Raw genomic sequence first — 23,542 nt, forward strand, 5'->3', positions numbered from 1 at the left:
TGACCGCGAGTTTTAGGTCATGCCCAATTCATGTAAGTCGTCTGTTTCCTCAGATAGCCATCGAAGCCATACGCGCCGTCTTCGCCCCCAACCCCGGACAAACCCCAACCGGTGTGAAATCCCTGTACGGCCTCACCATTGGAGCGGTTCAGGTACAATTCGCCGAACTTCAAACGGCTCGGGGCCTCCATCAATCGCCGGTGCGATGCCGTAAAGAGATAGGCGGACAGCCCGAATGACGTGTCATTCGCAAAACTTATCGCCTGATCAAAATCATCGACTCGCATGGCTGTCGCCACGGGTCCAAAGACCTCCTCCTGCATCGCGGCATTGCCGTTGTCGGAGACCTCGAGAACCGTTGGGGACATCCAGTGCCCTTCGCGGTGCGCGCCGTCCGTCAAAGGCCCGCCTTCCAGATGGACCGTGGCACCTTCGGCGATGCTGCGCTGGATGATTTCGGCGACCTTGGTCATTTCGACCTTGCTGACTTTGGGCCCCAGGTCGCAGTCCTCCATCGGATCTCCGATCGACAATGCGCGGGCTGCTGTCACGAATTTTTCCAAGAACTGATCCGCAATACCGCGATGCAGATACATACGCTCGTTGCAGGTGCAAATCTGGCCGCAATTGGCAAACCGGGCGGCAATGGCGGCCGAAACAGCAGCGTCAATATCCGCATCCTCCATCACGATGAACGGCGCCTTGCCGCCAAGCTCGAGCCGGACAACCTTGATCCGGTCGGCCGCGGCGCGAAAAATCTCTTTACCGGCTCGTGTGCTGCCGGTCATTGTGATCAGTGAGGTATCGGGGTGCTCGACCAACCGCTGCCCTACCACCGGCCCCTTGCCTGTCAGAACATTCAGAACACCGGGCGGAAACGCGACCTTTTCGGCAAGCTCGGCGATCGCGAGACCGGACAGCGGCGTGATTTCGTGTCCCAACAGAACAACAGTGTTGCCCGCGACCAGCGCAGGCCCGACTTTCCTGGCGGCCAATGCCAGCGGATAGTTCCAAGCCGTCAACGCAACAACAACGCCATAAGGATGACGCCGGATCTGGATTTCCTCGGACTTGTTGTCCGATGCCACTATGTCACCCGAAATCCTCCGGGCCTCTTCAGCCGCATGGCAAAGAAAGGTAACAGCGGCATCAACTTCACTTCGGGCCTGCGTGATCGGTTTGCCCTGCTCGACCGTGATCAGAGCGGCCAGACGCCCGGCGTCAATCCGGATGGCTTCGGCCAACCGCTGAACCATTTGCGCCCGCTCGATCGCCGGGCGCGAGGACCACGAGCCAAAAGCACGATGGGCCGCCTCGACGGCCGCATCCGCATGAGCGGCACCGCCATCTGGAACTTGCGCAACGATCTCTTCATTTGCAGGGTTCTCGACACCAACCGTGTCCGCGTCAGAGTCGGTAAAGCGGCCATCGATGAACATCGAATGCCGAACCACCTGACCCAACTCCCCCACTACAGACCGCAATTTCGCCTCCCGCGCTTACTCGGTCAGACCACATTGGCGACCCCACCATCGATCAAAACACTAATAATATTATTTCGTCAACACTAATATTAATTACTATGCACTAATATTAGTTGCGCGTCCTCCGTATAGTCGATAAAAAGGAAGCGAACAAAAAGGTTGAGCGATGAACGATCAAGCGAACAAGGCCGGGCAGCACAGGGGCGTGGGACGAGTCGCGGGCCGGCAGCGCATAACGATGCATGATATTGCACGCGTCGCCGGGTGCTCACAGACGACAGTGTCGCTAGTTCTAAACAAGAACGATTCCGTCAAAATCTCCGAGGACACAAAGCAAAGAGTCCTGGACGCCGCCAACACGCTTGGATACGCCATGCCCTCTCAACTCAGGAAACCCCAGAACAGCGCGCCGCGGCCCTCGGCGTTAGACGGCACCATCGCTTTTGTCGTGGACGATCTGGCGTCGAGCCCCGAAATGGTAAACGCGTTTAATGGCGTGAAACAGGCCGTTCGGGACACGGGAAATCTTGTATTGCTGGCAGAAACCCAAAACGACCCCGAGGTCGAACCCAGAACGCTTAGGTGTTTCCTCGACCAACAGGTTGCGGGCATCATTTACGCAACCGTTTTCACCCGGCGGGTGGTCGTTCCGGAAATCCTCAGGCAGACCGCAACCCCGGTTCTGCTGCTGAACTGCTTTTGCGACGACCTCTCTTTTCCTGCGGTGATCCCCGGCGAAGTCGCCGCTGGACATACGGCGACCAACGCCCTGATCAAGGCGGGGCACAAACGAATCGCCACCATCACCGGCGAGCCGTTCATGGAATGCGCCGCAGGGCGAACGACCGGGTACAGAAACGCCCTTGCTTCCGCCGACATCCCATTTGACGAGGATTTGGTCATCGAGGGCAACTGGCTGCCCAGCGCAGGCTATGCTGCCACGCGCGAATTGATGGACCTGCCCTCTCCGCCAACCGCCATTTTCTGTCAGAATGACCGAATGGCAATCGGCTGCTATGAGGCGCTCAAGGAACTTGGCCTATCCATCCCCGAAGACATCTCGGTCATCGGATTCGACGATGACGAAACCGCGCGACACCTGTCGCCACCCCTGACCTCGATGATCCTTCCAACTAGGGCGATGGGACGCTGGGTCATCGAACAGTTGTTCCACGGTCCGACGGATGGTCAGCGACACCCTCTCGTGAAGCTTGAATGCGAACTGGTGGAGCGCGACTCGATCAGCGAACCCAAACGCCGGGCCTGAAGGCGAACTCGTGACGGAAACCTTCGATCATATCGTCATCGGCGGCGGCTCTGCCGGCGCAGCCGCTGCAGCGCGACTGGTCAACCGGGGCAAGTGCAGGGTTCTGGTTCTGGAGGCCGGGCATTCGCACCGCCATCCGTTGCTGGACATGCCGCCGGGTATCTTCAAGATGATCAACGGGTCCAAGTTCATGACCTACCACCAGACCGAACCGCAGGACCACCTGGACGGTCGCGTGCATGACATTCCGCAGGCCAACGTGCTGGGTGGCGGGTCGTCTGTGAATGCCCAGGTCTATATGCGTGGCCGCCCTTCTGATTATGACGCGTGGGAAAACCTGCTCCGACAGACCAACGACAGAGTCGGCTGGGGATGGGACGATGTGCTGCCCTACTTCCGCAGGATGGAAGACAACAACAGGCTTCACAATGACCTGCATGGCAGCAACGGTCCGGTGCAGGTCTCGGATCCGGGGCATATCGACGACATGTCACGTTGGTTCGTTCAGTCGGTGCAGGCCCTTGGCGAACCATTCAACACGGACTTCAACGGCGCAACGCAGCGCGGTGTCGGGTTCTATCAGTTCACCAATCGCGCCGGTAAGCGCAGTTCGTCGGCTTATGCTTTTCTCGCCCCTCTCGAGACGAACCCGAACTTGACCATCCGGCTTGGCGCAACGGCCAGCAAAGTCATCATCGAAAACGATAAGGCCGTCGGCGTGCAGTATCGAGACAAACGCGGAGCCCACACGGTCCGGTGCGATGGTGAAGTTGTCGTTGCGGCGGGCGCTCTGGTGACGCCAAAAATCCTAATGCTATCAGGCATCGGACCTGATGCACATCTTGCCGATCACTGTATTCCCGTGATCTGCCCATTGCCGGGGGTTGGCCAGAACCTGATTGACCACCCCGAAGTTCCAATTACCGCCTTTGCCAACGGTCCCTACGGATACTTCAAACAAGGGGAGGGCTGGCGGATGCTTCGCAACGGCATCCAGTTCAAACTGTTCGGCAGCGGACCGGTGACTTCCGCCGGAGTCGAAGCCGGCGCGTTTGTCAATCCGTCGATTCCTGATGGAGAACCGACCATCCAAGCCTTTTGCGTGCCAATTGTTTATCTGGATCGCGACGCTCTGGACGAGGTGCAGGATGACTTTGGCCTGACCGTTACGACCGTCGTGGTCAAACCGAAATCACGCGGAGAGGTCCGGCTTCGCTCGGCCGATCCTCACACCATGCCAGTGGTCTCGCCCAACCTTCTGAAGCATGAAGACGACATGCAAGAGATGATCCGGGGGCAGCGGTTCTTTCGCCGGGCATTCACGTCGGGCCCGCTTGCTCAAAGGGTTCGCGAAATCGTCATTCCTACAGCGGACGACGACCAGACGCTACGAGCACATTGTAAGCGATTCGTAAAAACCAACTATCACCCGGCGGGCACTGCCAAAATGGGCCGGGACGGCGACGGAATGGCCGTGCTGGACGCCAGGATGCGCGTGCGCGGAATTGAGAGCTTGCGGGTGTGCGACATGTCAGCCGTGCCCGACATCAACGCCGGCAACACAAACGCACCTGCCATGATGCTGGGCGAACGATGCGCCGACCTGATCCTCGGCATCGGATCAGCCCGCGAGATACGCAATTCGTAACCTGAGCTGCGGCGTCGCCAGTCATTGATCCGATTTCTAACGCAGAATATGGCGTCGCCCTGCCCGACCGACCGAAAACGGATTTCCCTAGATGTTTTCCGACTAATTCGAACTAGCCTCAGTTTGCCGCGGAAACCGCGAACCTATCCGGAACAAAGTTGACGCCACTCGCTAAGGCCGGCGGCGCGGGTCAGCTTGAATGTATCTCTGCTGGTGAGATCGCTCCTTGTTAAAGTGGTTGTAGACGGAGGAATGGACGGAGGCGAATGTCTGTAAGCTTCGCACCCGTATGAACCGCTGCATTACGCGTTCGCGTCGTCGAAACGACAGGTGCGAATTCTCGACGCGGTTGTTGAGCCACCTGCCCGTCTGTTGTTTTTCAAGCGCGCCCAGTTCTCTGAGAGCGGCTCTGTATGAGGCAAAGCGATCCGTGACGATGGATTCCGCTTTGCCGTGTCGCTTCATCAATTTCTCAAGTAATTTCAATGCTGCAGCATTGTTTTGGCGCTTGGTGACAACAGCTTCCAGTACCTCGCCTTCCTGATAAACGGCCCGCCAAATATAATGCCGCTTGCCATTTACCTTCACGAAAACTTCGTCAACGTGCCACTTCCATTTGGAGAACGCGCGCAGCAGCTGAACACGCTTCCGCCTTATATCAGCAGCAAACATCGGGCCAAACCTGTGCCACCAAAATCGAACAGTTTCGTGGCTCACGTCGATGCCTCGCTCGCGCACCAGATCTTCGACATTCCGAAGCGAGAGCGGGAAAGGATGTACAGCATCACCGCAAAGCGGATGATCTCGGGACTGGTTTTGAAGCATTTAAATGGTGATCGTCTTTCCATCCACAAAGGCTATGAATGCCCCCTTGCCCGCCTCAAGCCAAGTTCTTCTGACAAAACCTGCATTGCAGCGATTCAGACATCAGTCAGAGAGCCTAGCGCGCCAGACCTCAAATCGTTCAAGAACGTCTGGGTCGGTTGCAGGATAAAGTCCAATTACGGGGGTGTTTTTTCGGACTTCTTCCAGAACGAAGCGTTCGAACAGCTCCATTGGGCCTGCCTCGATCGCAATGTCATCGGCGAGGTGACGTGGGATAATCATGACACCGTCGCTGTCACCCAGAACGATGTCGCCGGGATAGACCGCCACGCCGCCACACCCGATTGGCAAACCTATATCAACTGCATGATGTTTCGTAAGGTTGGTTGGGGCAGACGGTTTCGCAGCAAAGACTGGCATCTCAAGTGCTGCGGCACCGTCGGCGTCGCGAATGCCACCATCCGTGACAACGCCCGCTGCTCCGCGCATTTCCAGTCGCGTCAAAAGGATCGAACCTGCCGAGGCCGCCGAGGCATCCTGCCGACAATCCATGACCAATACCGCGCATTCAGGACATGTTTCCACGGCCACACGCTGCGGGTGATCTGGCTCACGAAACGCCTCGATCGGGTCTGTATCAGGCCGCGTAGGAATATAGCGCAGCGTAAAGGCAGGCCCAACAAGCGACGGCTTGCGGTGGCCCAAAGGAGCAACACCTTGAACATAGGCGTTTTGATAACCGCGTTTGAAGAGCAGCGTGGCCACAGTCGCTGTGCTGACCTTCGACAAGCGATCAAGCGTATCCGGACGCAGTTTGATCGTTTCGGCAGGCTGAGGGTTCGGCATGGACTGGATCCTTCTGCTAAGGCTGTGGGCAACTGTCGAGCAGGCTTTGGTTGATGGGAACAAGTGCACCTTTGCCTTGCACGACATGCCCTGCCAGTTTGCAGGCCAGTGCTATGCTGTCAGGTAAGGGTGTATCTGTTGCCAGCCCCGCCAGAATGCCCGCGTTGAAACTGTCGCCTGCAGCAGTCGTATCCACAACCGAGGCCAGAGGCGGAACATGGACAGATCCCTCTGCGCCGCGGGTACGATAGAGGACCGCTTCTGCACCATTCTTGACAATGATTGTTTCCGCACCCGCCCTTGCATAGCGCTGCAAAGTGGCCGCGGGGTTCAGGTCGCTGAACCAACGTGCCTCGTCCTCGAACGATGGCAAGGCGATATCGCTAACGGCGGCCGCCTGCATGATGTTCTCGGTCATCTCAGAGGGGCTGTCCCAAAGATGCGGGCGCAGATTGGGGTCGAAGGCAATCCGTTTTCCGGCGCGCCGCGCTGACTGAGCAACGTCGAGCAAGGCGGCGCGCCCTTCGGGGTTCAAGATTGCCAGAGTGATGCCCGAGAAATAGATGAGATCTGGTTGCGTCATGGCGTGGGCAAGTGCTTGCTTGTCTTGGGCCAATAGGCGTGCGGCCGACTGGCCGCGCCAATAGGTAAAACTGCGTTCACCGTTGTTTAGCGTGATAAGATACAACCCCACTGAACGGTTTGGCACGATCCGCACTTGCTGGGTGTTGACCCCGCTTTCGCGCATCGAATCCAGCATCTGGGACGAGATGGCATCATCTCCGACGGCGGTAAAATAGGACAAAGGCGTTTCGGGTGTGAGTTGGGCCAGATACCAAGCTGTATTGAACGTGTCTCCGGCGAACCCCAATTGATACGTGCTTGGCGCGTCAGTTGGGGCCATTTCGGCCATGCATTCACCTATCGCGAGAATTCGCATAATCCGGTTTCCAGTACTTCGAAGTTTGACAAACAGTAGCGTTCGACAATTAGGTAACCTGTTTTGCAGAGGTCACGAGAACAGCATCCCACCATTGATATCGACATTGGTCCCGGTCAGATAAGCCGAGTCCTCGCTTGCCAGAAACGCCACGAGGTTCGCAACGTCCTGAGACTGGCCTTGCCGCTTGAGCGGCGCAGCAGCTTCTAGCCCGCGACGGCCTGCATCGGGAGTATGGATGTTATGGAAATCCGTGTCGATCATGCCTGGGCAGATTGCATTGACACGGATATCGGGGCCCAGTTCCTTTGCAAGACTACGGGTGAACGTCATGACCCCGCCTTTTGACGTTGCATAAGCCGACGCACCCGGGCCACCACCGTCGCGACCCGCCTGACTGGCGATGTTTACAATGGCCCCGGATTTCATATGCAGCAGTGCCGCTTTGACCATAAGAAACGTGCTGGTCAGGTTGAGATCCATGACAGCCTGCCAATGCTCAAGCGACATCTCGGTGATTTTCTTGCGCGCGATCAAACCTCCGGCATTGTTCACCAGAATGTCCAGGCTGCCATAGGTATCGACCGTCTTGGCGATCAACGCATCGACCTCTTCGGGTTTGTTCAGGTCGCCTTGCATTGCAAACGCCTGTCCACCGATCTTTTTGATCTCGGCTACGGTTTCCTCGGCGCCAGCGCTACTGGCGAAGTAGTTCACCGCGACATTCACCCCTTCGGAGGCGAGTTTGACAGCGCAGGCGCGCCCGATATCGCGGCCACCACCCGTGACAATTGCGGTCTTTCCCTGAAGTCTCATGGTTGTTCTTTCCCGTTCAATTGGTGCTGCTATGCGTGACTGATGGATCTGACGCTAAAGCTTGGCAAAATAGTCGAAGATTTCCGGCACGTTGCCGTCGCCCATGCCTGCGTCCGCGGCTGCCTGAAGGTTGTTCGCGGTTCCTTCAGCGATCTCGGCACGAGTGCCCACGTCCTCGGCCAGCTTCAGGAAGTAACCAAGATCCTTGTTGGCGTTGTTAATCGAAAACCCCAAATCGCTGACACCATCTACCGCGTAATTCTTACAAAACTGCATAAAGGGGGAATTGGACGGTCCAGCTGACATGATGTCAAAAAGCTGCTGTTTGTTTACCCCTGAGCGTTCAGCCACAGCAAAGGCTTGGCTCATGGTGCAAGCTGTCGTCATGCCCATATAATTGTTGATGAGCTTGGTCACATGGCCCGCACCCAGTTCGCCAAGGTGAAAGACATTTTCCCCCAGTACATCCAGGACAGGTTTCACCTTCTCAAAGGCGGCTATATCGCCCGCTGCCATGATGTTCAGCAAACCATCCTTGGCGTGCGCCGGTGTGCGTCCCAGCGGCGCATCAATCATACCAGCACCTTTTGCGGCCAAGTCTGTGCCGATTTTGCGTGTGGACGCTGGGATCGAGGTGCCAAAGTCAATGACCACAGCACTATCTTTGATGCCTGCCAGGATGCCGTCATCGCCGTAGATCAGGCTTTCGACGACATCCGATGTTGTTACACAAAGCATCACGATATCGCTGTTTTCAGCAAGCTCTCGTGGCGTTGTAACCTCTACAGCACCGCGGTTGACTGTTGCTGCGACGGCTTCCTTGTTCCGACCCATAACAACCAGATCAAAACTGTTGTTTTGCAGGCACTCTGCCATGTTGCCGCCCATAAGACCGAGGCCGATGAAACCGATGACGGGTTTTGTCATATCTGACTCCTTAAACTCTTTCTAATTAGGCTTCGCAGAGCGCCGTGACCCCTGCCTGTGCAACTTCGAGATCCTGAGCTGGTGAGCCCGAGCTGACACCAATCCCGCCAACCACCTGTCCGTCGACCGTCACGGGAAGGCCACCTGCAACGGTCACCATTCGTCCGCCGAGCGTTGAGGATATTCCGTGTGCGGCCATGCCAGGCTGATTTGCTTCACCAAGAGCATCGGTTCCTTTTTGGATACCGGTAGCAGTGAAACTCTTGTCGATGGCCAAAATGATGCTGGTAATCTTGCCACCATCCATCCGTTCAAACGCGATGAGGTTGCCGCTTTCGTCTGTGACGGCAATACACATCGGTACGCCGATTTCCTGCGCTTTGGCTCGCGCTCCTGCGATCAACTTGCCCGCGTCATCGATGTCCAGGCGTCTTATTGTCAGCATCGCCTAATTCTCCTTTGATTTAGGGGCCAATGATTAGGTTCGGCAGCGTCAGCGATATTGCCGGTACAAAAGTGATCAGCATGAGCGCGGCAAAGATGGCGAGGTAGAAAGGCCAAATCGTTTTGACCGCTTTCTCCATCGGTAGTTTTCCAACAGCACAACCCACAAAGAGACAGGTTCCGACAGGTGGTGTGCAAAGACCAAGACCGAGGTTCACCAAAAGGATCATGCCGAACTGTAGCGGATCGATGCCCAGCATGTTCATCACCGGCAGGAAAATCGGTGTGCAGATCAGGATCAACGCGGCCATATCCATGATCATCCCCAAGAGCAACAGCACAGCGTTGATCATCAACAAGATCAGGATCGGGTTTTCTGTGATACCCAACAGGAATTCGACTGTTTTTGTCGGCACCCGGTTGAACGTCAGCATATAGGCAAAGGCACCGGCGCAGGCGATCAGGATCATCACCATAGACGTTGTGCGCACCGAAGAGATAACGGCGGTTTTGAAGTTTTCCCAGGACAGGCTGCGATAGACAACAAGTGTCACCACAAAGGCATACATTGCCCCGAACGCGCCGGATTCAGTGACCGTAAAGACGCCTGACAAGACCCCTCCAACAATGATCACGGCCGTCAACAAGCCAGGGATCGATCCAACAAAGGCGATGGCCAGTGCGGTCCAACCCGGAAATTGTTCGGCCTGATAGCCGCGCTTGACCGCTACGACATAGGCGGCAATCGCAAGGCAGCAACACATAAGGACACCGGGCACAACTCCGGCCAAGAACAGTTTTGAGATTGAAACTGCACCGCCTGTTGCGAGGGCAAAGATGATCATGTTGTGGCTGGGTGGGATGATGATCCCGGCAATTGATGATGTCACTGTGACGTTCACCGCATAGTCGGCGTCATAACCTTTGTCTTTCATCACCGGGATCAGAATTGACCCAAGCGCCGAGATATCTGCAATTGCCGATCCGGAAATGCCACCAAACAACATGGACGAGAAGACATTGACGATACCAAGCCCACCGCGCACAGCGCCTACGGCGGCCTGCGCGAACCGAACCAACCGGATCGCGATTCCACCGTGAAACATCAGCTCGCCGGCAAAGATGAAAAACGGGATCGCCATTAGGGAAAAGACGTTGATCCCGGACACGATACGCTGGAACCCAACAAACATCGGCAATCCTTCAAACCAAAAGGAAGCCAATGCAGCGATACCAAGGGCGTATGCCACTGGAGCGCCGATGATGACACATAGGGCAAAAACCCCCAACAGAATCATGAGTCCCATGACTATCCCTGATCTATGTTGTCTTGGCGTTCGTCTCGGCCCTGAAACAGGCGGATCAGATGGCCAGTGGAAAAAAGGAACACCAACGCGCCGCTGATTGTCAGTGGCAAGGAGCGCAAGCCCTCTGACCATTGGATGAGCGGGATCAGGGTGTTCCATTTGAATATTGTCAGCTCGATCCCGTACCAAAACATCATGCCACCGAAACCTGCCATCAGGACATCAGTGAGCACGACGAAAACCGTTCGCACAGAGGGTGGGACTAAATTGCGGAACACGACAACAGAGAGGTGCGTGTGATTGTGCACACCCGCAGCCGCTCCGAGAAACGCGATGACCATAACCAAAAGCAGTGAAACCTGCTCAACCCAAGTGGGCGTGTTGTTCAGAACGTAGCGACCGAACACCAGCCAGGCAAAGATCGCAGTCATAACGACAATGGCGATGCCAGACAGCAACATGCAAACTCGTGCGAGCAGATCAAGAATCCTGTCCATGTTGCGCATGGCGGCAGGGGCGGTATCGGGCTCTTGCATTGGATTTCCTCTGAGACAAAACGCCCGGCATCCAATTGGCGGAGCCGGGCGCTCAAAGTTGAACTGTTAAGACAACTTATTCAGTGGCTTGCGCCATTTCTACCAACGCTTTCATATCAGGATTTGCAGCCAAGTAGTCTGCATAAACCGAATCCATTGCGGACTGGAATGGGCCTTTATCGGCGATTTCATTGACGGTGATGCCGGCCGCTTCAACATCTTTACGCGCTTGTTTAGAACCAATTGCCCAAAGCTCACGCTGGACCAATGCGGCTTCTTCTGCTGCACCGCGCACAGCGGCTTGCAATTCAGGAGACAGCGCATTGAATTTGGCCGTGTTCACGCAGATGCACTCGGGGATAATCAGGTGTTCGGACAAAGAATAATTTGTGGTCACTTCATAGTGACCGACATTCTTGAACGACGGGAAGTTGTTCTCCGCACCATCAACAACGCCGGTTTTCAGCGCTTGCTGAACTTCGGAGAATGCCATTGGAGACGGGTTACCGCCCATAGCTGAAATCATAGATGTATAAAGATCGTTGTTCATCACACGAATTTTCAGACCTTCGACATCTGCGGGCGTGTTGATCGGCTTTTGGCTGTAGAAAGAACGCGCACCGGCATCAAACCATGCCAGTGGCAGAACGCCTGCTTCACCCATCGCAGATGAAACAACCTCACCGGCGTCGCCGTCCAGCACGCGGAACATGTGCGGCACATCTTTGAAGATGAAAGGAAGCGATACAAGGTTAGCTTCTTTCACCATTGGGCCAATGGGACCGAGGTTGAAGTTACCAACCTCGATTGCGCCGATACGAACCTGTTCTAGGGCATCCGGTTGGGAACCAAGAACACCACCGTGGAACACATCGACGGTAACTTCGCCGTCTGTAGCGGCGTCAACCAGTTCGGCAAACTTGTCCATTGCAGCCGTGTTGGGATGGCCGTCGTTGTGGATATTCCAGGCCCGCCAGTTTTCGGCTGAAGCTGACGTTGCAATGAATGCCACAGCGGTCGCAGTTGCAAAGAACGATTTCGTGAAAGTCATGGGTTCTCCTCCCCGATTAATTTTGGACAGGATTTGGCTTTCATGGAATTTCAGAGACCGTAAGCCACGTAGCTTTCGATTTCCCCCAAGAACCAGAATCGCTGCTGCCCCTAAAGGGACACTAGTATCCAAGTTATGTCAACTGTAGGCTTTTAGTATGTCAGATTGCTTGACAGTCGAAAGCGCAGGGCATTTGATAGGTGGCAGGCCTACATTGGTTCACTCAAGCAAAACAAAATAGAATATTCTATTTGTTTCAATGCCATAACAGTGGATCTGTAATTTGAAACGTGACTAAGACAGAGGGCGCAAGCAACATACCGTGGAAGAAATTGTCAGACGAACCACGACCGATGCGGTCTATGAAGCGCTACACGACGAGATCGTTTCGCTTGAAATTCTTCCCGGTACAAAGCTATCCGAAACAGAGGTAGCCAGCCGATTCGGCGTATCACGCCAACCTGTTCGCAACGCATTCACAAGGCTCGGCAACGAAGATCTGCTCTTAATACGACCACAAAAGGCGACCGTAGTTCGAGGGTTTTCTATGGAGCGTGTAGCTCTCGCGCGATTGGTCAGAATGGCGGTAGAGCTAGAGATCGTCCATCGAGCAATGGAAGTTTGGGACGCAACACGTGAAGCAAAACTTGCAGAAAATCTCGCCTTACAAGAGCAGGCGATCAATGACGGTGATCTATCGGCGTTTCACTCACTGGACTATGATTTTCACAAACTGATCTACGTGCTCAGCGGCAATCCGATGGCATTTGATGTAATGCTAGAATCCAAGCAAAAGGTTGACCGGCTTTGTATGCTCAGTCTTGAAAATGGCAGCGCCGCAGACGCCATCCTCGCCGATCACCGAGAGATTGCAGAGGCCATGGCGGCAGGAGACCATGACCAAGCGCAAGCCGCTGTCAGAAAACACCTGTCCCGCCTCGACGAAACCATCGACTTCATTCACAAGACGCACCCAGGCTACTTTGAGTAACCGAGGCCATGCGATCTAATCGTCTCAGGCCGTTCCTCGTTCCGGACGATCATTATCAATATTGAATTTCATGCCGTCCAAAAGCTCTTCCAAATCGGGACGTGCCGCAGGGCCGTTAGAGATATCGGCCAGCATCAGCGTCCCATTCGGACGGATGGCAAACGCGCCAGGTTCGGCGAACAGACCCGTCGTTTCTGCATCAGATAGAGGCGATGACACATAAAGACCAAGCGCGCGCATTTGCGCTTCAGTCATTCCAAAGCAAAGATCAAAATCCCAGCCGAATTCTGCTTTGTCTGCCGCAGCTTTTTCTTTGGTGTCGGCAGAGACAACGATAACGTCCATAACGTCAGCCCATGCTGACAGCGCCGCATTCAACTTGTTCAAAAAGCGCTTGCAGCGTGGACAATGCTTACCTCGATAAACAAACAACATAGTCCAGCGGTCTTTTTGTTGACCGATCGTAACCTTGTCCTCAGACCCCAGCCTAAAAAAACTCATTTGCTCGATTTGCGCGCCGACATTTGGTTTGGCTGAGGTCATGAGTCGTTCCTTTCTTTTATAAACAAGGGCTTTGCGCGGATACCGCTAGCTTAGTTCATGTCACGTCAAGGCAATGATTGAAACCAAGATCGCAATATTATTTAGTGCTTGAAAGGCACGCTCGATCTAAGATTGCTGTCAGTTAACGAGGAATCACCGATACCTACCCGCCGTCACTCTACGCCCCTCATTGCAGCCGGGCTTCTAATGCCGTAACAGGTGTGAGCGCAACCAGCGTACTTGTGTCGAATTCAACGCGACCTGATCACCTGTGGCCCCCAAGAAAACTTTAGAATCGAAACCAGAACGATCAAACGATCGGCCCGGTGAAACTCAAAAACGTCACCGTTACTAGTTAACTGTAACTTTAGGCTCGAAGCCGTCGTTCGCTGCGCTTTGTACGAATGGCCGGTTTTGGTGAAAGCAACCATCAGCCGATTGCATCGTCAATGACCGCTATGCGGACAAAGCTGCCGATAAGTCAGTTTGTTGGGATGTATGAAAACGGCCCAAAGCTGACCTTCACGCGTCGGGCAGTGAAGGTCCGAATTAGCGACAATAAACTCGGTCTGGTACAAGAAGCCGCCAGTGAGGGGCTGCCTTTTGAGCTCACCCAACGCAACTTAAACCTACGGTCACGAGTCAAATATCAGGAACACATAGGTCATGAAGGCGGCCAGATGCACGACACCCTGAAGCGCATTGGTGCGGGTTCCGACAAAGGTCAGGATGCTGATCCCTATTGTCAGGGCCAGGAGCACGATTTCCGCGCTGCCGAGCCCAAGTTCGATGGGAAGCCCAACAAAATGTGCCGCGATCAGCACAGCGGGCACTGTTAGGCCAATGGTTGCCAAAGCCGACCCCAGACAGATGTTCACGGCCCGTTGCAGTTTGTTGGCCCGCGCAGCGTCCAGCGCGGCAAGGGCTTCGGGTGTCAGGATCATGGCGGCAACCAGAAAGCCACCCAACGCGACAGGTGCGCCAAATTCCAGCAATTTGAAATCGACAAACAGCGCCAGTTTTTTGGACATCAAAACCAATGGCAACATCGCCAGCACCAACCACAGAACATGGAAACCGATGCTTTTGGTTTCCAGATGATGCGCATCCGAGCCGCCGGTTGTTGGCAGGTCTTCCTCAGGCTGTCGAAAAATCTCGGGTTTACCGGCGGTTTGGTAGACGAGGAAAATCCCGTAGAGCACCACGGACATGGCGATCATGAAGAGAGTTTGCAGAGCCGACAGACCACCGCCCGGGGCGGATGTGGTGAAGCTTGGCAAGACAAGGCTGACGATGGCCACTGGCAACAGCACCACAAGGTAGGCATTAGCACCCGAGAGGTTGAACACCTGCAGCCCGTGCCGCAGCCCCCCAATCAGCAGGCTGAGACCAACCAATCCGTTCATGACAATCATCAACACGGAAAACATAGTGTCCCGAGCCAGTGTCGGGTTGTTGTCCCCGGTCAGCATAACAGCTGTGATCAGAGCCACTTCTATGCCGATCACCGATAATGTCAGGATCAGTGTGCCGTAAGGCTCGCCAAAGATAACGGCCAAGCACTCGGCGTGGTGCACCACGCGGAAGACCGCGGACAGCATCACCCCAAAAATGCCGCCCAGCAGGAGCCAGGACATGCTGGAACCCATGGATGTTGGCTTGATGAGGTCGCCAGCGAAGGTCATAGCAACAAATACCAGCCAGATGAGCAGAGTGGCTTTTTCTGCGCGAAAGAGGTTTGTGAAGGGGGTGGTCATGGTGGTCTCCTACCTTACCGTTTCTGGGTGGGGACGGATTTGAGGCTGGTGGTTTCGGTCGCCTTAAAGTGGGTTTGCTCCGCTCTGGCAGCCGGGGCCACTGTATTGATCCTGAAAGCGGTGAAGCCCGCGAAGGCGGCCATCGCGATTACAAGCATCCAGCCCATGACCGCATCGCCAAATACCGCCGAAAGCGCGCTGGTCAGGAGTGGGCCTGCAATGCCGCCGATGGTGAAGACAAACAGCATTGTGACAGCGCTGGACGCGACATAGACGGGCACAGTGCGGTCCATCGCGTGAGCCAAAAGCAGCGAGTAGAGGGTGAGCATCGATCCGCCCAGCAAGATCAATCCGGCGAGCGTTGCTATGTATAGTGGTGTGCCCACGATGGCAGCGTGGCGCGCACCGTCACCAGTGGCGAAAGTGGCGAAGGCCGCAAGGGCGCCGGTTGCGACTGTCGCCGTCACTACAATGACGCGGCGCCGATCCATGCGGTCTGACACAAATCCAAGCGGATAGAGAAACAGGATACGCCCGACGTAAATAGCAGCGATGCCAATGGCCACATCCGCGGCATCAATGCCAATGACAGCCGCCCGATACGGCACAACATTCATGAACACGGTGGACACGATACCAACGGTGAGCGCGCCGAGGGCGGCAGTGGGCGCTTCTTGAAACAGCGCCTTGAAACGCACATTTGCCCGTTCTTTGCCCTCGGGCGGCGTGCTGGGCGTGGCGGCGATCACCACAATGGCCAGACAGTAGAGCAAGGACATCAGCACAAAAGACTGGTTCAGGTCGTCGGGCGTAACGATAACGAGAACCTGACTGAGAACCGACATCAACCCGAGGATAATGGCAAACACGGCAAGCAATCGGCCCCGCGATTTTTCGTCGACGGTTTCGCTGATCCAAGCGTCACCGATTGCAAAAAGACCCGCGGTTGCAACGCCGGTCATCAGGCGCACAATTAGCAGCGTGGGCTCGTTGTCAGTCACGGAAAACAGCAGGGCGGCAGCGGTACATATGGCCGCCGCTGCAGAAAATGCACGAATATGTCCAATGCTGGTGATCCATCCTGCAATGTAGAAACAGCCGATCAGGAATCCCAACGAGTAAGCAGCGGGCGCCAGCGCGGCGATTTCCTGAGACGCGCCGGTTTGGGCAAAATAAAGCGCGACGATGGTGCCCGATGCCGCAGTCACCAACTGTATCGCCGCGACCGCGATAAACAGGTATTTCAGGGGGTGGATTTGATCGCTGAACCGGGCCATGGAACTGCTCCAGGAAAGAGAGGAAAAGTGGGCCGCGCCTGACGCGCGACCTGCTTTAGTTTGGAAAGCTGACTTTGACTTCGACGTTCAAGCCGGGAATAAGGCCGCGCTCAAGATTTGGGATTTCCGCCCAGATGCGTAGGGTTTCGTTCGCGGCCAGCACGCTTTCAGCAAAAAGCACGCGGCCACCCTGTGCCAGTGGCTGAACGTCACCTGGCAAATGCAAGTCGACCTGAAAGCGCTCCATCAGAGCACTCAGGCCCTCTGGCGTCGACTGGTCCAGCGCGATCAGGGATTTGTACGGCATTCCGTACACAACGCGGACCGTGTCTGTGTGCACAATCTGCGCCAGCGCTTGACCGTTTTCTGTGTCCAGATAGGTGCCCACCTGTTTGTGGGCGAGCCCAATTTGCCCCGAAATCGGCGCTCTGATCTGTGTCGAAGCCAACTCCAGCTCTGCCAATGCACGGTGCGCCTGCGCCTCTTGCAACGCCACCTTGGCCAGTATCAGCCGGTCCGTAGCGTCTTGAACGGCCAGTTCGGAAACCACATCGCGCGTGCCAAGTTTCGCCTGCCGTTGCGCCACGGCCTCCGCTGTTGCCAATTCGGCCTCACGACGGCTTTCGACCGCACGGCTGGCGGCGAGCTTTTGTTCGTAAGCTGGGGCCGCAATTTCAAACAGTAATTGGCCTTTCTCAACCGTATCGCCCGGCTTGAAATGCACCGCCGCGAGGATGCCGCTCACCGAATTGGCCACCAGAGCGCTCTCACTGGCCTCTATCCGTCCGGTAAATGTCTCTGCGGCGAGCATGTTGGTGAACTCTTTCACAGGCTCTGCGTGGGCATTGTGTGTCATCAGAAGACCCAACAACAGAAGCGGGAGTTTTGCAAAAACGGTCATGGCTGGTCACTCCAGATGCAGGTCAAAGAAGGTGTTGAGCTCACGCCAAGCGTCATGAGTCTCTGGCGCGTTCACGAAGAAACCTGCCATGTAGTCGCCGTGTGACTGGCCGTCGTAGACATGTAGATCGGCGGCAACTCCGGCGGCGCGCAGGGCGCGGTGCATGCGCACCGTGTCGCTTAGCAACAGGTCGCGTGTGCCGGTCAGAAGAACCGTAGGCGGCAGGTTGTCCAGATTGGCGTAAATCGGGGACAGTCGCGGATCGGTGCGGTCGGTACCGTCCGCATAAATGTCAAACGTGCCTTCAATCACACCTTCGCGGGCGCCAAGCGGATCAAGACCCTGCAACGTGATCCAGCTGTCCGACGTCTGCGCCAGATCCACAGCGGGCGTGCCGGCCATAATGGCTCCAGGCAAAGGGGTGCCCATGTCGCGCAGTTGTAAAACCGTCGACAACACCAAGTTGCCCCCCGCAGAGGTGCCAAACATCGCCACTTTGGCTGGGTCATGGTCCTTGATAACTTGCTGCCACACGGCGATCACATCGTCTGTTGCGGCAGGAAACGGATGCAGCGGTGGGCGGCGATAATCGACTGACACCACCTCAACACCCAAACCATGCGCCATCCAGATCGCTTCGGCCATGGCGGCCTCACCACCATTAAAGACAAAGGCCCCACCGTGCACGTGCACAAAAACGGTGTCCGCCCACCGGGGATCAATAGTAGTTGGCGTGACACGGTAGTTGGTCACCCCCGCCACGTTCTCGATGGCGAATTGAGCGCCGGTCATCTCAAGCAAACGTGCGACCCCTTGCAGGGAGGCAGCGTCAAACTCGGCTTGCAACGTAAGCCATTGCTCGGTGGAGGATGGCGTTTCGGCATGCGTACCAACTTGACGGCTTTCGATGAGCCCGGCCAATTCCGGGGACACGCCCGCAGGAACCGGCGCGGTCCGCGCCGCCATTGGCAGACCTTCAATCACGGGCTTTGCGCTGTCTGCGGTGGCGACCGCAGGCACCGAAAGAGCCGCAATCAGTGCGCTTGTCAGAACAACTTTCAGGACGGAACGGCGTTTCATGTTTGGTCTCCAACTTTCAGTTTGGGTCATTCGTTTTGCTAAACTGGAGGTAATTTGTGGGGGGAGGCCGCGCCACTTCCAAAAGTGATCATTTCACGACAAACTGTCCGTCATGGACACGGTTTTGCAAAGCACCTTGGCGTTTCGCCCCGCGCTACAAGGGCTTGACCAAATTGCATCGCCGCGGGTGTCCGAACATGCCCTGAAGGAAGCTGGACTGTCGCGAGCGGTAATGGAAGACCCGACGGTGTTCCTCCCCTATCGGCTTCAGGCGCGGTTCATGCAAGCCGCCAGCCTGAAGATCTCCGAAAAACACATCGGTGCCTATATCACGCAAGACTTCCATTACGCCTCCTTTGGGGCCTACGCAGACTATGTGCTCGGCGCGCCGAAACTGGATGTGGCCCTGGCGCGGGCCGAAAAAATCCTGCCGTTCCTGCAACGGGGGTCAGTTATGCGCACCCGCGTGGTTGGCGATCATTTTGTGCTTGGGTTTGATGCCATGCTCGGCGGAATCGCCGGGGCAAATTTGATCGATCAGGACCTTCCGTTTGTGCTGCAGTCTGTGGTGCGCGAGTTCTGTGGACGCCGCTGGCGGCCGAGCTGGGTGGAGATGCCAGAGGTGCACCGAGGTACCGAAACCGCGCTGCAGTACATCTACAATGCAGAGGTGCGTGTGGGGGGATCCGCCGCCAGCATTGCGATCCCTCTGTCAGAAATCGAAACCCCTAATCCGCGGACAACCGATGAGAGGCTGGCGATGACGTTGGCAGGCATCCGCGATGTCCGGTCGCGGCAAACGCCCTCAACCACCAAAGAGGTGGTTGGGAACGCCTTGCGCGCGCAACTCGCCATGGGACACGCCGACATCGAAACGGTGGCGGCTACATTGGGTGTCAGCGTACGCAAGCTGCAACGGCAACTCACTGCAGAGAACACCAGTTTCAAAGAGATCCGTGTGGCTGAACAGACAGATCGAGCCAGGTCGCTGCTGTCGGGCACTGACCTTTCTGTCGCGGAGGTTGCCTTCAATCTTGGGTTCAGCGAGGTCAACAGCTTCCGCCGCACATTTGCCAGCTGGTTTGGAATTTCACCATCTAAGTTTCGCAAATTGAGCGGTACTTAGGTAGCAAGGCCTCAATGGAGCGGACATTGGCGCAATGCGCAGCGAAGGTTCAGTTTCCGCCCAAAACGACAAATGCTAAGCCCATTACCTAAGTCGCCTTTGGGCTCAGAGCAGACCTTCGCTGCAATTAGCACTAACGTCAGCTTTGCGCTTCATCGCTGACGTATGAGTTCGAAGCCATGATACCCAATCCCAAGTCACTGGAAAGCGCTCTCGCGTGGCGTCAGAACCGCATGCGGTCTTCCCTTCTTGGTCGTTCGGGTCGATAGTTGCCTTGGCGGCGACCGGTGTAAGGATCAGTATCGAGGTATGTGCCTTGGCTTCGACGCATGTATTCGGCGAACTGGGTCAGAGCATCCACCTGATCATCTTTGAGAGCATCCGGAAACGCCAGCAGTTCCCTGCGGAACTCATCAAACCAGGGTTTGTCCGTGGGGATGACTAACTTGCCAGATTTAATCCAGGCGGTCTGTGGGATGAAGCGGTCCAGTTTGCCGGTGACAACGTTGACGGGCATGTAAACACCTGCTGCGGTGCGTTTCAATTCATCCAGAAGGTGGATGCCCATCGCCGAGGACTCGATCAGGACTCTGTCCACGCGCCACTGTTTGCGCAATCGAAGAACAGCGTTCCGCACCTGCGTATAGTTCGTTCGAGCACGAAAGACGTCGAGCAAATACCATCTCTCTTCATACGCATGCCATCCAAAGGTCAGCCCCACCGTAAAGTCCGAACGCGGACTATCCTTCGCCGCTGTATCCCAGCTCTGGACCCGCCGGACAAACACGCTTTCGTCCGGCAAGGTTTCCACCAGATGCAAGTCGGACATTGAGAGAAACTCGTTTTCTCCGTCCGTGGGGTTTTGTTGATACTGCGCCTGGAAGGCAAAATTGCCTATGTCGGCCTTGATCCGATCAAGAACCTCCTGCGGTTCCCGCTCTGGGTTCAACAAGTCTCCTGGCTGACGCTTCAAGACCCGGTTGTTGTAGAGCGGGATCTCTTCCGGGATCTCCGCGATCGACGGCAGGCACAGATGGTCAAATGTGTCCTTTTCCAAAAGGTAGGCGGAAAAGTCATCCGGGTGCAATCGCTGCTGGATCGAGACAATACGGTCCGTGCGCTTGTCGTTCAGCCGTGAGAATAGGGTCTGGTCGAAGAAGTCACGCAACTCCTGCCGGTACGTATCGTGGCGCATTTCGGAGGGTTTACCCAGATCGTCGATGATAATGAGGTTTGCACCGAAGCCGGTGATACCACCGCCAAGAGAGACCGATTTGCGCCCGCCTCCTTTAGTGGTTTTCATATGTTCGAACCTGTTGTGTTTGGGATCAACCTTCATTTTTGGAAAGAGGCGCTGATAAAACGGGCTGGTCACCAGCCGTCGAAACTGTTCGGCATGTTCGCGCGCAAGATCTTTGCCGTAACTGACAACAACCACTTTCTTTGTCGGATCGCGTCCAAGCTCAAAGGCTGGCAACAAAACAGATCCACAGATCGATTTCAGATGGCGAGGGGCAATCGAGATCATCAACCGTTGGCACTCACCGGAGGCCACGCGCTGAAGGGCATAACACATGGCCTCCAGGTAAGGGGCCCGGGCAAGTTTCTCGCCCGGACACAAGATACCAAAACTGCCCGCAAGGAATGCGTAGAGGTTTTCACGCATAGCAGCCTCTGCCAGCCTTTTGCGATCATCAGAATTCAGGGCATTCATCGTCGATGCCTCCCCGGATGCTTGCAAAAAGCTGATCCGGATCGCTGCCAAACATATCTGCCAGCACTTCCAGGGCGGCCAGGTCTGAACAGGGGTCGATCTCGGTTGCACCTTCGCCACCCGCCAACTCTGCGGCGCGCGCCTCCTGAACCGCGGGCAACAGTTTCAGAACCCGGTCAATCGAACGCATCTCGCCTTTAACTGCCCCATTCACCAGCTGGTGCAGGATTGCCTCCAGCATCGTGACCTCGCGGCGTGATCCATTCTCGGTGATCGGGATTTTCCGAAAGAACACCTCCTCAAGCATCGACCCAACATTCTTCGAGGCTTTCGGTCGCCCTTTCGGATTGCCGGATCGGCCTTTTTTGAATTGGGTCGCTTTGGGCGGTTTGCCGTAGCCCACCTCAAACTCTTTCGTATCGTCAGACATGATCCGCCTCCAGCTCTGATGTGGCATTGGTTGCCGCAGAATGCGAATCGAACGTCTGGCCGGTCACCGCGTGCACGGCGTTCTCACCAGTCATCTCCTGCCAGCGGCGGATGGCGACATCGACATAGACCGGGTCGAGCTCAATGAGCCGCGCCCGGCGCCCGGTTTTCTCAGCTGCCAGCAAGGTCGCGCCAGATCCACCAAAAGTATCCAGCACAACTTCGCCGCGATGGCTCACATCCATGATGGCATCTGCCACCAGTGCAGTTGGCTTTACTGTGGGATGATCGGCAAGATCCGCTTCGCGCCCTGCCCCAAAGCTGTTCACTCCGGCATAATCCCATACATTGGTGCGGTTGCGCCCGTGTTTGCCCAATTCGACATTGTTGATATGCGCAGCACCGGGCTTCTTAAAGATTGCGACCAGCTCGTGCTTGGAGCGGTAAAGGCTACCCATGCCTCCGTTTGTCTTGTTCCAGATGCAGAGGTTGATGAGGTCCAATCCACCTGCCTTGCCCGCCGCAATCAACTCTTCAATGTGACGCCAGTCCATGCAGATCATCGCAATGCCCCCGTCTGGCAGATGGCCAAACAACTGGGTGATCATGCCTGAAAGAAAGCCGCGGAACTCACTGTCCGACATTTCACCCGACGCCATGGCAAACTCGCGGTGATCGGAACTGCCACCACAGCGGACATGCCCATTGACCGGCACGTTGTAAGGCGGATCGGTAAAGACCATCTGCGGGCTCTCACCATCCAGCAAGGTGTTGTAGCTCCGGGCGTGCAAGGCATCCCCGCAGAAGATGCGATGATCTCCGAGAACCCAGAGGTCGCCCGGCTCCGTGATGACAGGTGCCGCAGGGTCCGGGGTGTCTACAGTTTCAGCTTCGGTCTCCGCAGCCTCGCTCGCAGCGTCGATGATGATGTCGATCTCCGGCGTTTCGAACCCGGTGATATCCAGATCAAAATCGAGCTCGCCATCAAGGCTGAGGTCCATCAGCTCGGCAAACTCGATCTGCAGAGCAGCTTCGTTCCAGTCCGACAGTTCCGCCAGCTTGTTATCCGCGATCCGCAGGGCGCGCACTTCTGCGTCTGACAAGTGATCCGCGACAACAATCGGCACGGACATCAACCCCAGAGCCTTGGCGGCTTCATAGCGGCAATGACCCGCGATAATTGTGCCCGAACCATCCAACAGGATCGGAGTGACAAATCCAAACTGGGCCACCGACGCCTTCAGCTTTTCAATGTTCTTGGCCGCGTGCACGCGGTTGTTGTTGGCGTAGGGTTGATCTGGCTGATCTGAGATTGGATGACTTTGTCCGCCATCCAGATCGGCGTGTTGGACGCCTTGGCGTCGCTCTGTGTTTTTTTGGCAGACATAGCCGCCTCCTTTCATTTGACGCTCTTTAGCGTCGACAAGAAAGGATCGTGTTGGGAATTCGGAGAGAGCACGACTAGCAACTCTCCGGACCAATCGATCCGGTTCGTTGCCCCTTCGAATGCTCTCGGTCTTATCCGCTCAAAAAATGCGGCGCCGAATGCTGCCTGGGAGATGTATTCACCTCCCCGTGGGACCTTGTCCCTTGCAGGGCTGACTAGAATTTATGCGCGGGGATTTGCAATTGC

21 protein-coding genes and 1 pseudogene are annotated in these 23,542 nt (G+C 56.0%); 4 read left to right on the top strand and 18 right to left on the bottom strand.

Annotated features, from left to right (window positions below):
* Positions 1–17 precede the first annotated feature (17 nt).
* Positions 18–1,484, bottom strand: a complete 1,467-nt coding sequence (locus GOW92_RS04595) for an aldehyde dehydrogenase family protein (RefSeq protein WP_217356499.1) — start codon at positions 1,482–1,484, stop codon at positions 18–20.
* 166 nt (positions 1,485–1,650) lie between these two features.
* On the opposite strand from GOW92_RS04595, the gene GOW92_RS04600 reads away from it, so the two are divergent.
* Both GOW92_RS04600 and GOW92_RS04605 read left to right on the top strand, forming a co-directional pair.
* On the top strand, positions 1,651–2,751 hold the full coding sequence (locus GOW92_RS04600) for a LacI family DNA-binding transcriptional regulator (protein ID WP_254452896.1): 1,101 nt from the start codon (positions 1,651–1,653) through the stop codon (positions 2,749–2,751).
* A gap of 10 nt (positions 2,752–2,761) precedes the next feature.
* Positions 2,762–4,399: a GMC family oxidoreductase gene (locus tag GOW92_RS04605; RefSeq protein ID WP_170558393.1), complete on the top strand. Its 1,638-nt coding sequence runs from the start codon at positions 2,762–2,764 to the stop codon at positions 4,397–4,399.
* A gap of 143 nt (positions 4,400–4,542) precedes the next feature.
* On the opposite strand, the pseudogene GOW92_RS04610 reads toward GOW92_RS04605, so the two are convergent.
* The 9 genes and pseudogenes from GOW92_RS04610 to GOW92_RS04650 form a co-directional block, all read right to left on the bottom strand.
* Positions 4,543–5,247: pseudogene (locus GOW92_RS04610) on the bottom strand (IS6 family transposase).
* A gap of 79 nt (positions 5,248–5,326) precedes the next feature.
* Positions 5,327–6,070: a ribonuclease activity regulator RraA gene (locus tag GOW92_RS04615; RefSeq protein WP_170558395.1), complete on the bottom strand. Its 744-nt coding sequence runs from the start codon at positions 6,068–6,070 to the stop codon at positions 5,327–5,329.
* Positions 6,071–6,086: 16 nt separating this feature from the next.
* Entirely contained in the window at positions 6,087–7,010 is a 924-nt protein-coding gene (locus tag GOW92_RS04620) for a sugar kinase (RefSeq protein WP_170558397.1), read from the bottom strand.
* Between the two features lie 72 nt (positions 7,011–7,082).
* Complete coding sequence (locus tag GOW92_RS04625) at positions 7,083–7,826, bottom strand: SDR family NAD(P)-dependent oxidoreductase (RefSeq protein ID WP_170558399.1); 744 nt, start codon at positions 7,824–7,826, stop codon at positions 7,083–7,085.
* A gap of 54 nt (positions 7,827–7,880) precedes the next feature.
* Positions 7,881–8,753 carry an NAD(P)-dependent oxidoreductase gene (locus GOW92_RS04630; protein ID WP_170558401.1) on the bottom strand — a complete coding sequence of 291 codons (873 nt, stop codon included), beginning with the start codon at positions 8,751–8,753 and terminating at the stop codon, positions 7,881–7,883.
* A gap of 25 nt (positions 8,754–8,778) precedes the next feature.
* Positions 8,779–9,198: a GlcG/HbpS family heme-binding protein gene (locus GOW92_RS04635; protein ID WP_170558403.1), complete on the bottom strand. Its 420-nt coding sequence runs from the start codon at positions 9,196–9,198 to the stop codon at positions 8,779–8,781.
* Positions 9,199–9,217: 19 nt separating this feature from the next.
* Positions 9,218–10,504, bottom strand: a complete 1,287-nt coding sequence (locus GOW92_RS04640) for a TRAP transporter large permease (RefSeq protein ID WP_050605415.1) — start codon at positions 10,502–10,504, stop codon at positions 9,218–9,220.
* 2 nt (positions 10,505–10,506) lie between these two features.
* Positions 10,507–11,040 carry a TRAP transporter small permease gene (locus GOW92_RS04645; protein WP_170558405.1) on the bottom strand — a complete coding sequence of 178 codons (534 nt, stop codon included), beginning with the start codon at positions 11,038–11,040 and terminating at the stop codon, positions 10,507–10,509.
* A 76-nt stretch (positions 11,041–11,116) separates the two neighbouring features.
* Positions 11,117–12,091, bottom strand: a complete 975-nt coding sequence (locus tag GOW92_RS04650) for a TRAP transporter substrate-binding protein (protein WP_170558407.1) — start codon at positions 12,089–12,091, stop codon at positions 11,117–11,119.
* 322 nt (positions 12,092–12,413) lie between these two features.
* Here GOW92_RS04650 and GOW92_RS25310 point away from each other — a divergent pair, with 322 nt between their 5' ends.
* Positions 12,414–13,082 (top strand): GntR family transcriptional regulator, encoded by a 669-nt coding sequence (locus tag GOW92_RS25310; protein ID WP_170558410.1) that lies wholly within the window; start codon positions 12,414–12,416, stop codon positions 13,080–13,082.
* A 24-nt stretch (positions 13,083–13,106) separates the two neighbouring features.
* Here the strand turns inward: GOW92_RS25310 and GOW92_RS04660 are convergent, their stop codons facing one another.
* The 5 genes from GOW92_RS04660 to GOW92_RS04680 form a co-directional block, all read right to left on the bottom strand.
* A complete protein-coding gene (locus GOW92_RS04660) occupies positions 13,107–13,625 on the bottom strand; it encodes a redoxin domain-containing protein (RefSeq protein WP_170558412.1) in 519 nt (172 codons plus the stop codon).
* A 635-nt stretch (positions 13,626–14,260) separates the two neighbouring features.
* Positions 14,261–15,382 (bottom strand): calcium:proton antiporter, encoded by a 1,122-nt coding sequence (locus GOW92_RS04665; protein ID WP_170558414.1) that lies wholly within the window; start codon positions 15,380–15,382, stop codon positions 14,261–14,263.
* Positions 15,383–15,396: 14 nt separating this feature from the next.
* Entirely contained in the window at positions 15,397–16,659 is a 1,263-nt protein-coding gene (locus tag GOW92_RS04670) for an MFS transporter (RefSeq protein WP_170558416.1), read from the bottom strand.
* Between the two features lie 55 nt (positions 16,660–16,714).
* Positions 16,715–17,515, bottom strand: a complete 801-nt coding sequence (locus GOW92_RS04675; RefSeq protein ID WP_170558418.1) for an efflux RND transporter periplasmic adaptor subunit — start codon at positions 17,513–17,515, stop codon at positions 16,715–16,717.
* A gap of 51 nt (positions 17,516–17,566) precedes the next feature.
* On the bottom strand, positions 17,567–18,640 hold the full coding sequence (locus tag GOW92_RS04680) for an alpha/beta hydrolase (protein WP_170558420.1): 1,074 nt from the start codon (positions 18,638–18,640) through the stop codon (positions 17,567–17,569).
* Between the two features lie 112 nt (positions 18,641–18,752).
* Here GOW92_RS04680 and GOW92_RS04685 point away from each other — a divergent pair, with 112 nt between their 5' ends.
* Positions 18,753–19,766, top strand: coding sequence for a helix-turn-helix transcriptional regulator (locus GOW92_RS04685; protein ID WP_170496267.1), 1,014 nt, complete (start codon positions 18,753–18,755; stop codon positions 19,764–19,766).
* Between the two features lie 223 nt (positions 19,767–19,989).
* Here the strand turns inward: GOW92_RS04685 and terL are convergent, their stop codons facing one another.
* From terL to GOW92_RS04700, 3 genes are read right to left on the bottom strand one after another with little or no spacing between them, the layout of a single operon-like run.
* The gene (gene terL, locus GOW92_RS04690; RefSeq protein WP_170558422.1) at positions 19,990–21,480 is read right to left on the bottom strand and encodes a phage terminase large subunit; all 1,491 of its coding nucleotides are present in this window, start codon (positions 21,478–21,480) and stop codon (positions 19,990–19,992) included.
* Positions 21,461–21,910 (bottom strand): DUF5681 domain-containing protein, encoded by a 450-nt coding sequence (locus GOW92_RS04695; protein WP_170558425.1) that lies wholly within the window; start codon positions 21,908–21,910, stop codon positions 21,461–21,463. The genes terL and GOW92_RS04695 overlap by 20 nt, the downstream gene beginning before the upstream one ends.
* Positions 21,903–23,312, bottom strand: a complete 1,410-nt coding sequence (locus GOW92_RS04700) for a site-specific DNA-methyltransferase (RefSeq protein ID WP_170558427.1) — start codon at positions 23,310–23,312, stop codon at positions 21,903–21,905. The genes GOW92_RS04695 and GOW92_RS04700 overlap by 8 nt, the downstream gene beginning before the upstream one ends.
* Positions 23,313–23,542: the final 230 nt, after the last annotated feature.

This window comes from Ruegeria atlantica (genome assembly GCF_013032505.1).
Taxonomy (GTDB): domain Bacteria; phylum Pseudomonadota; class Alphaproteobacteria; order Rhodobacterales; family Rhodobacteraceae; genus Ruegeria; species Ruegeria atlantica_F.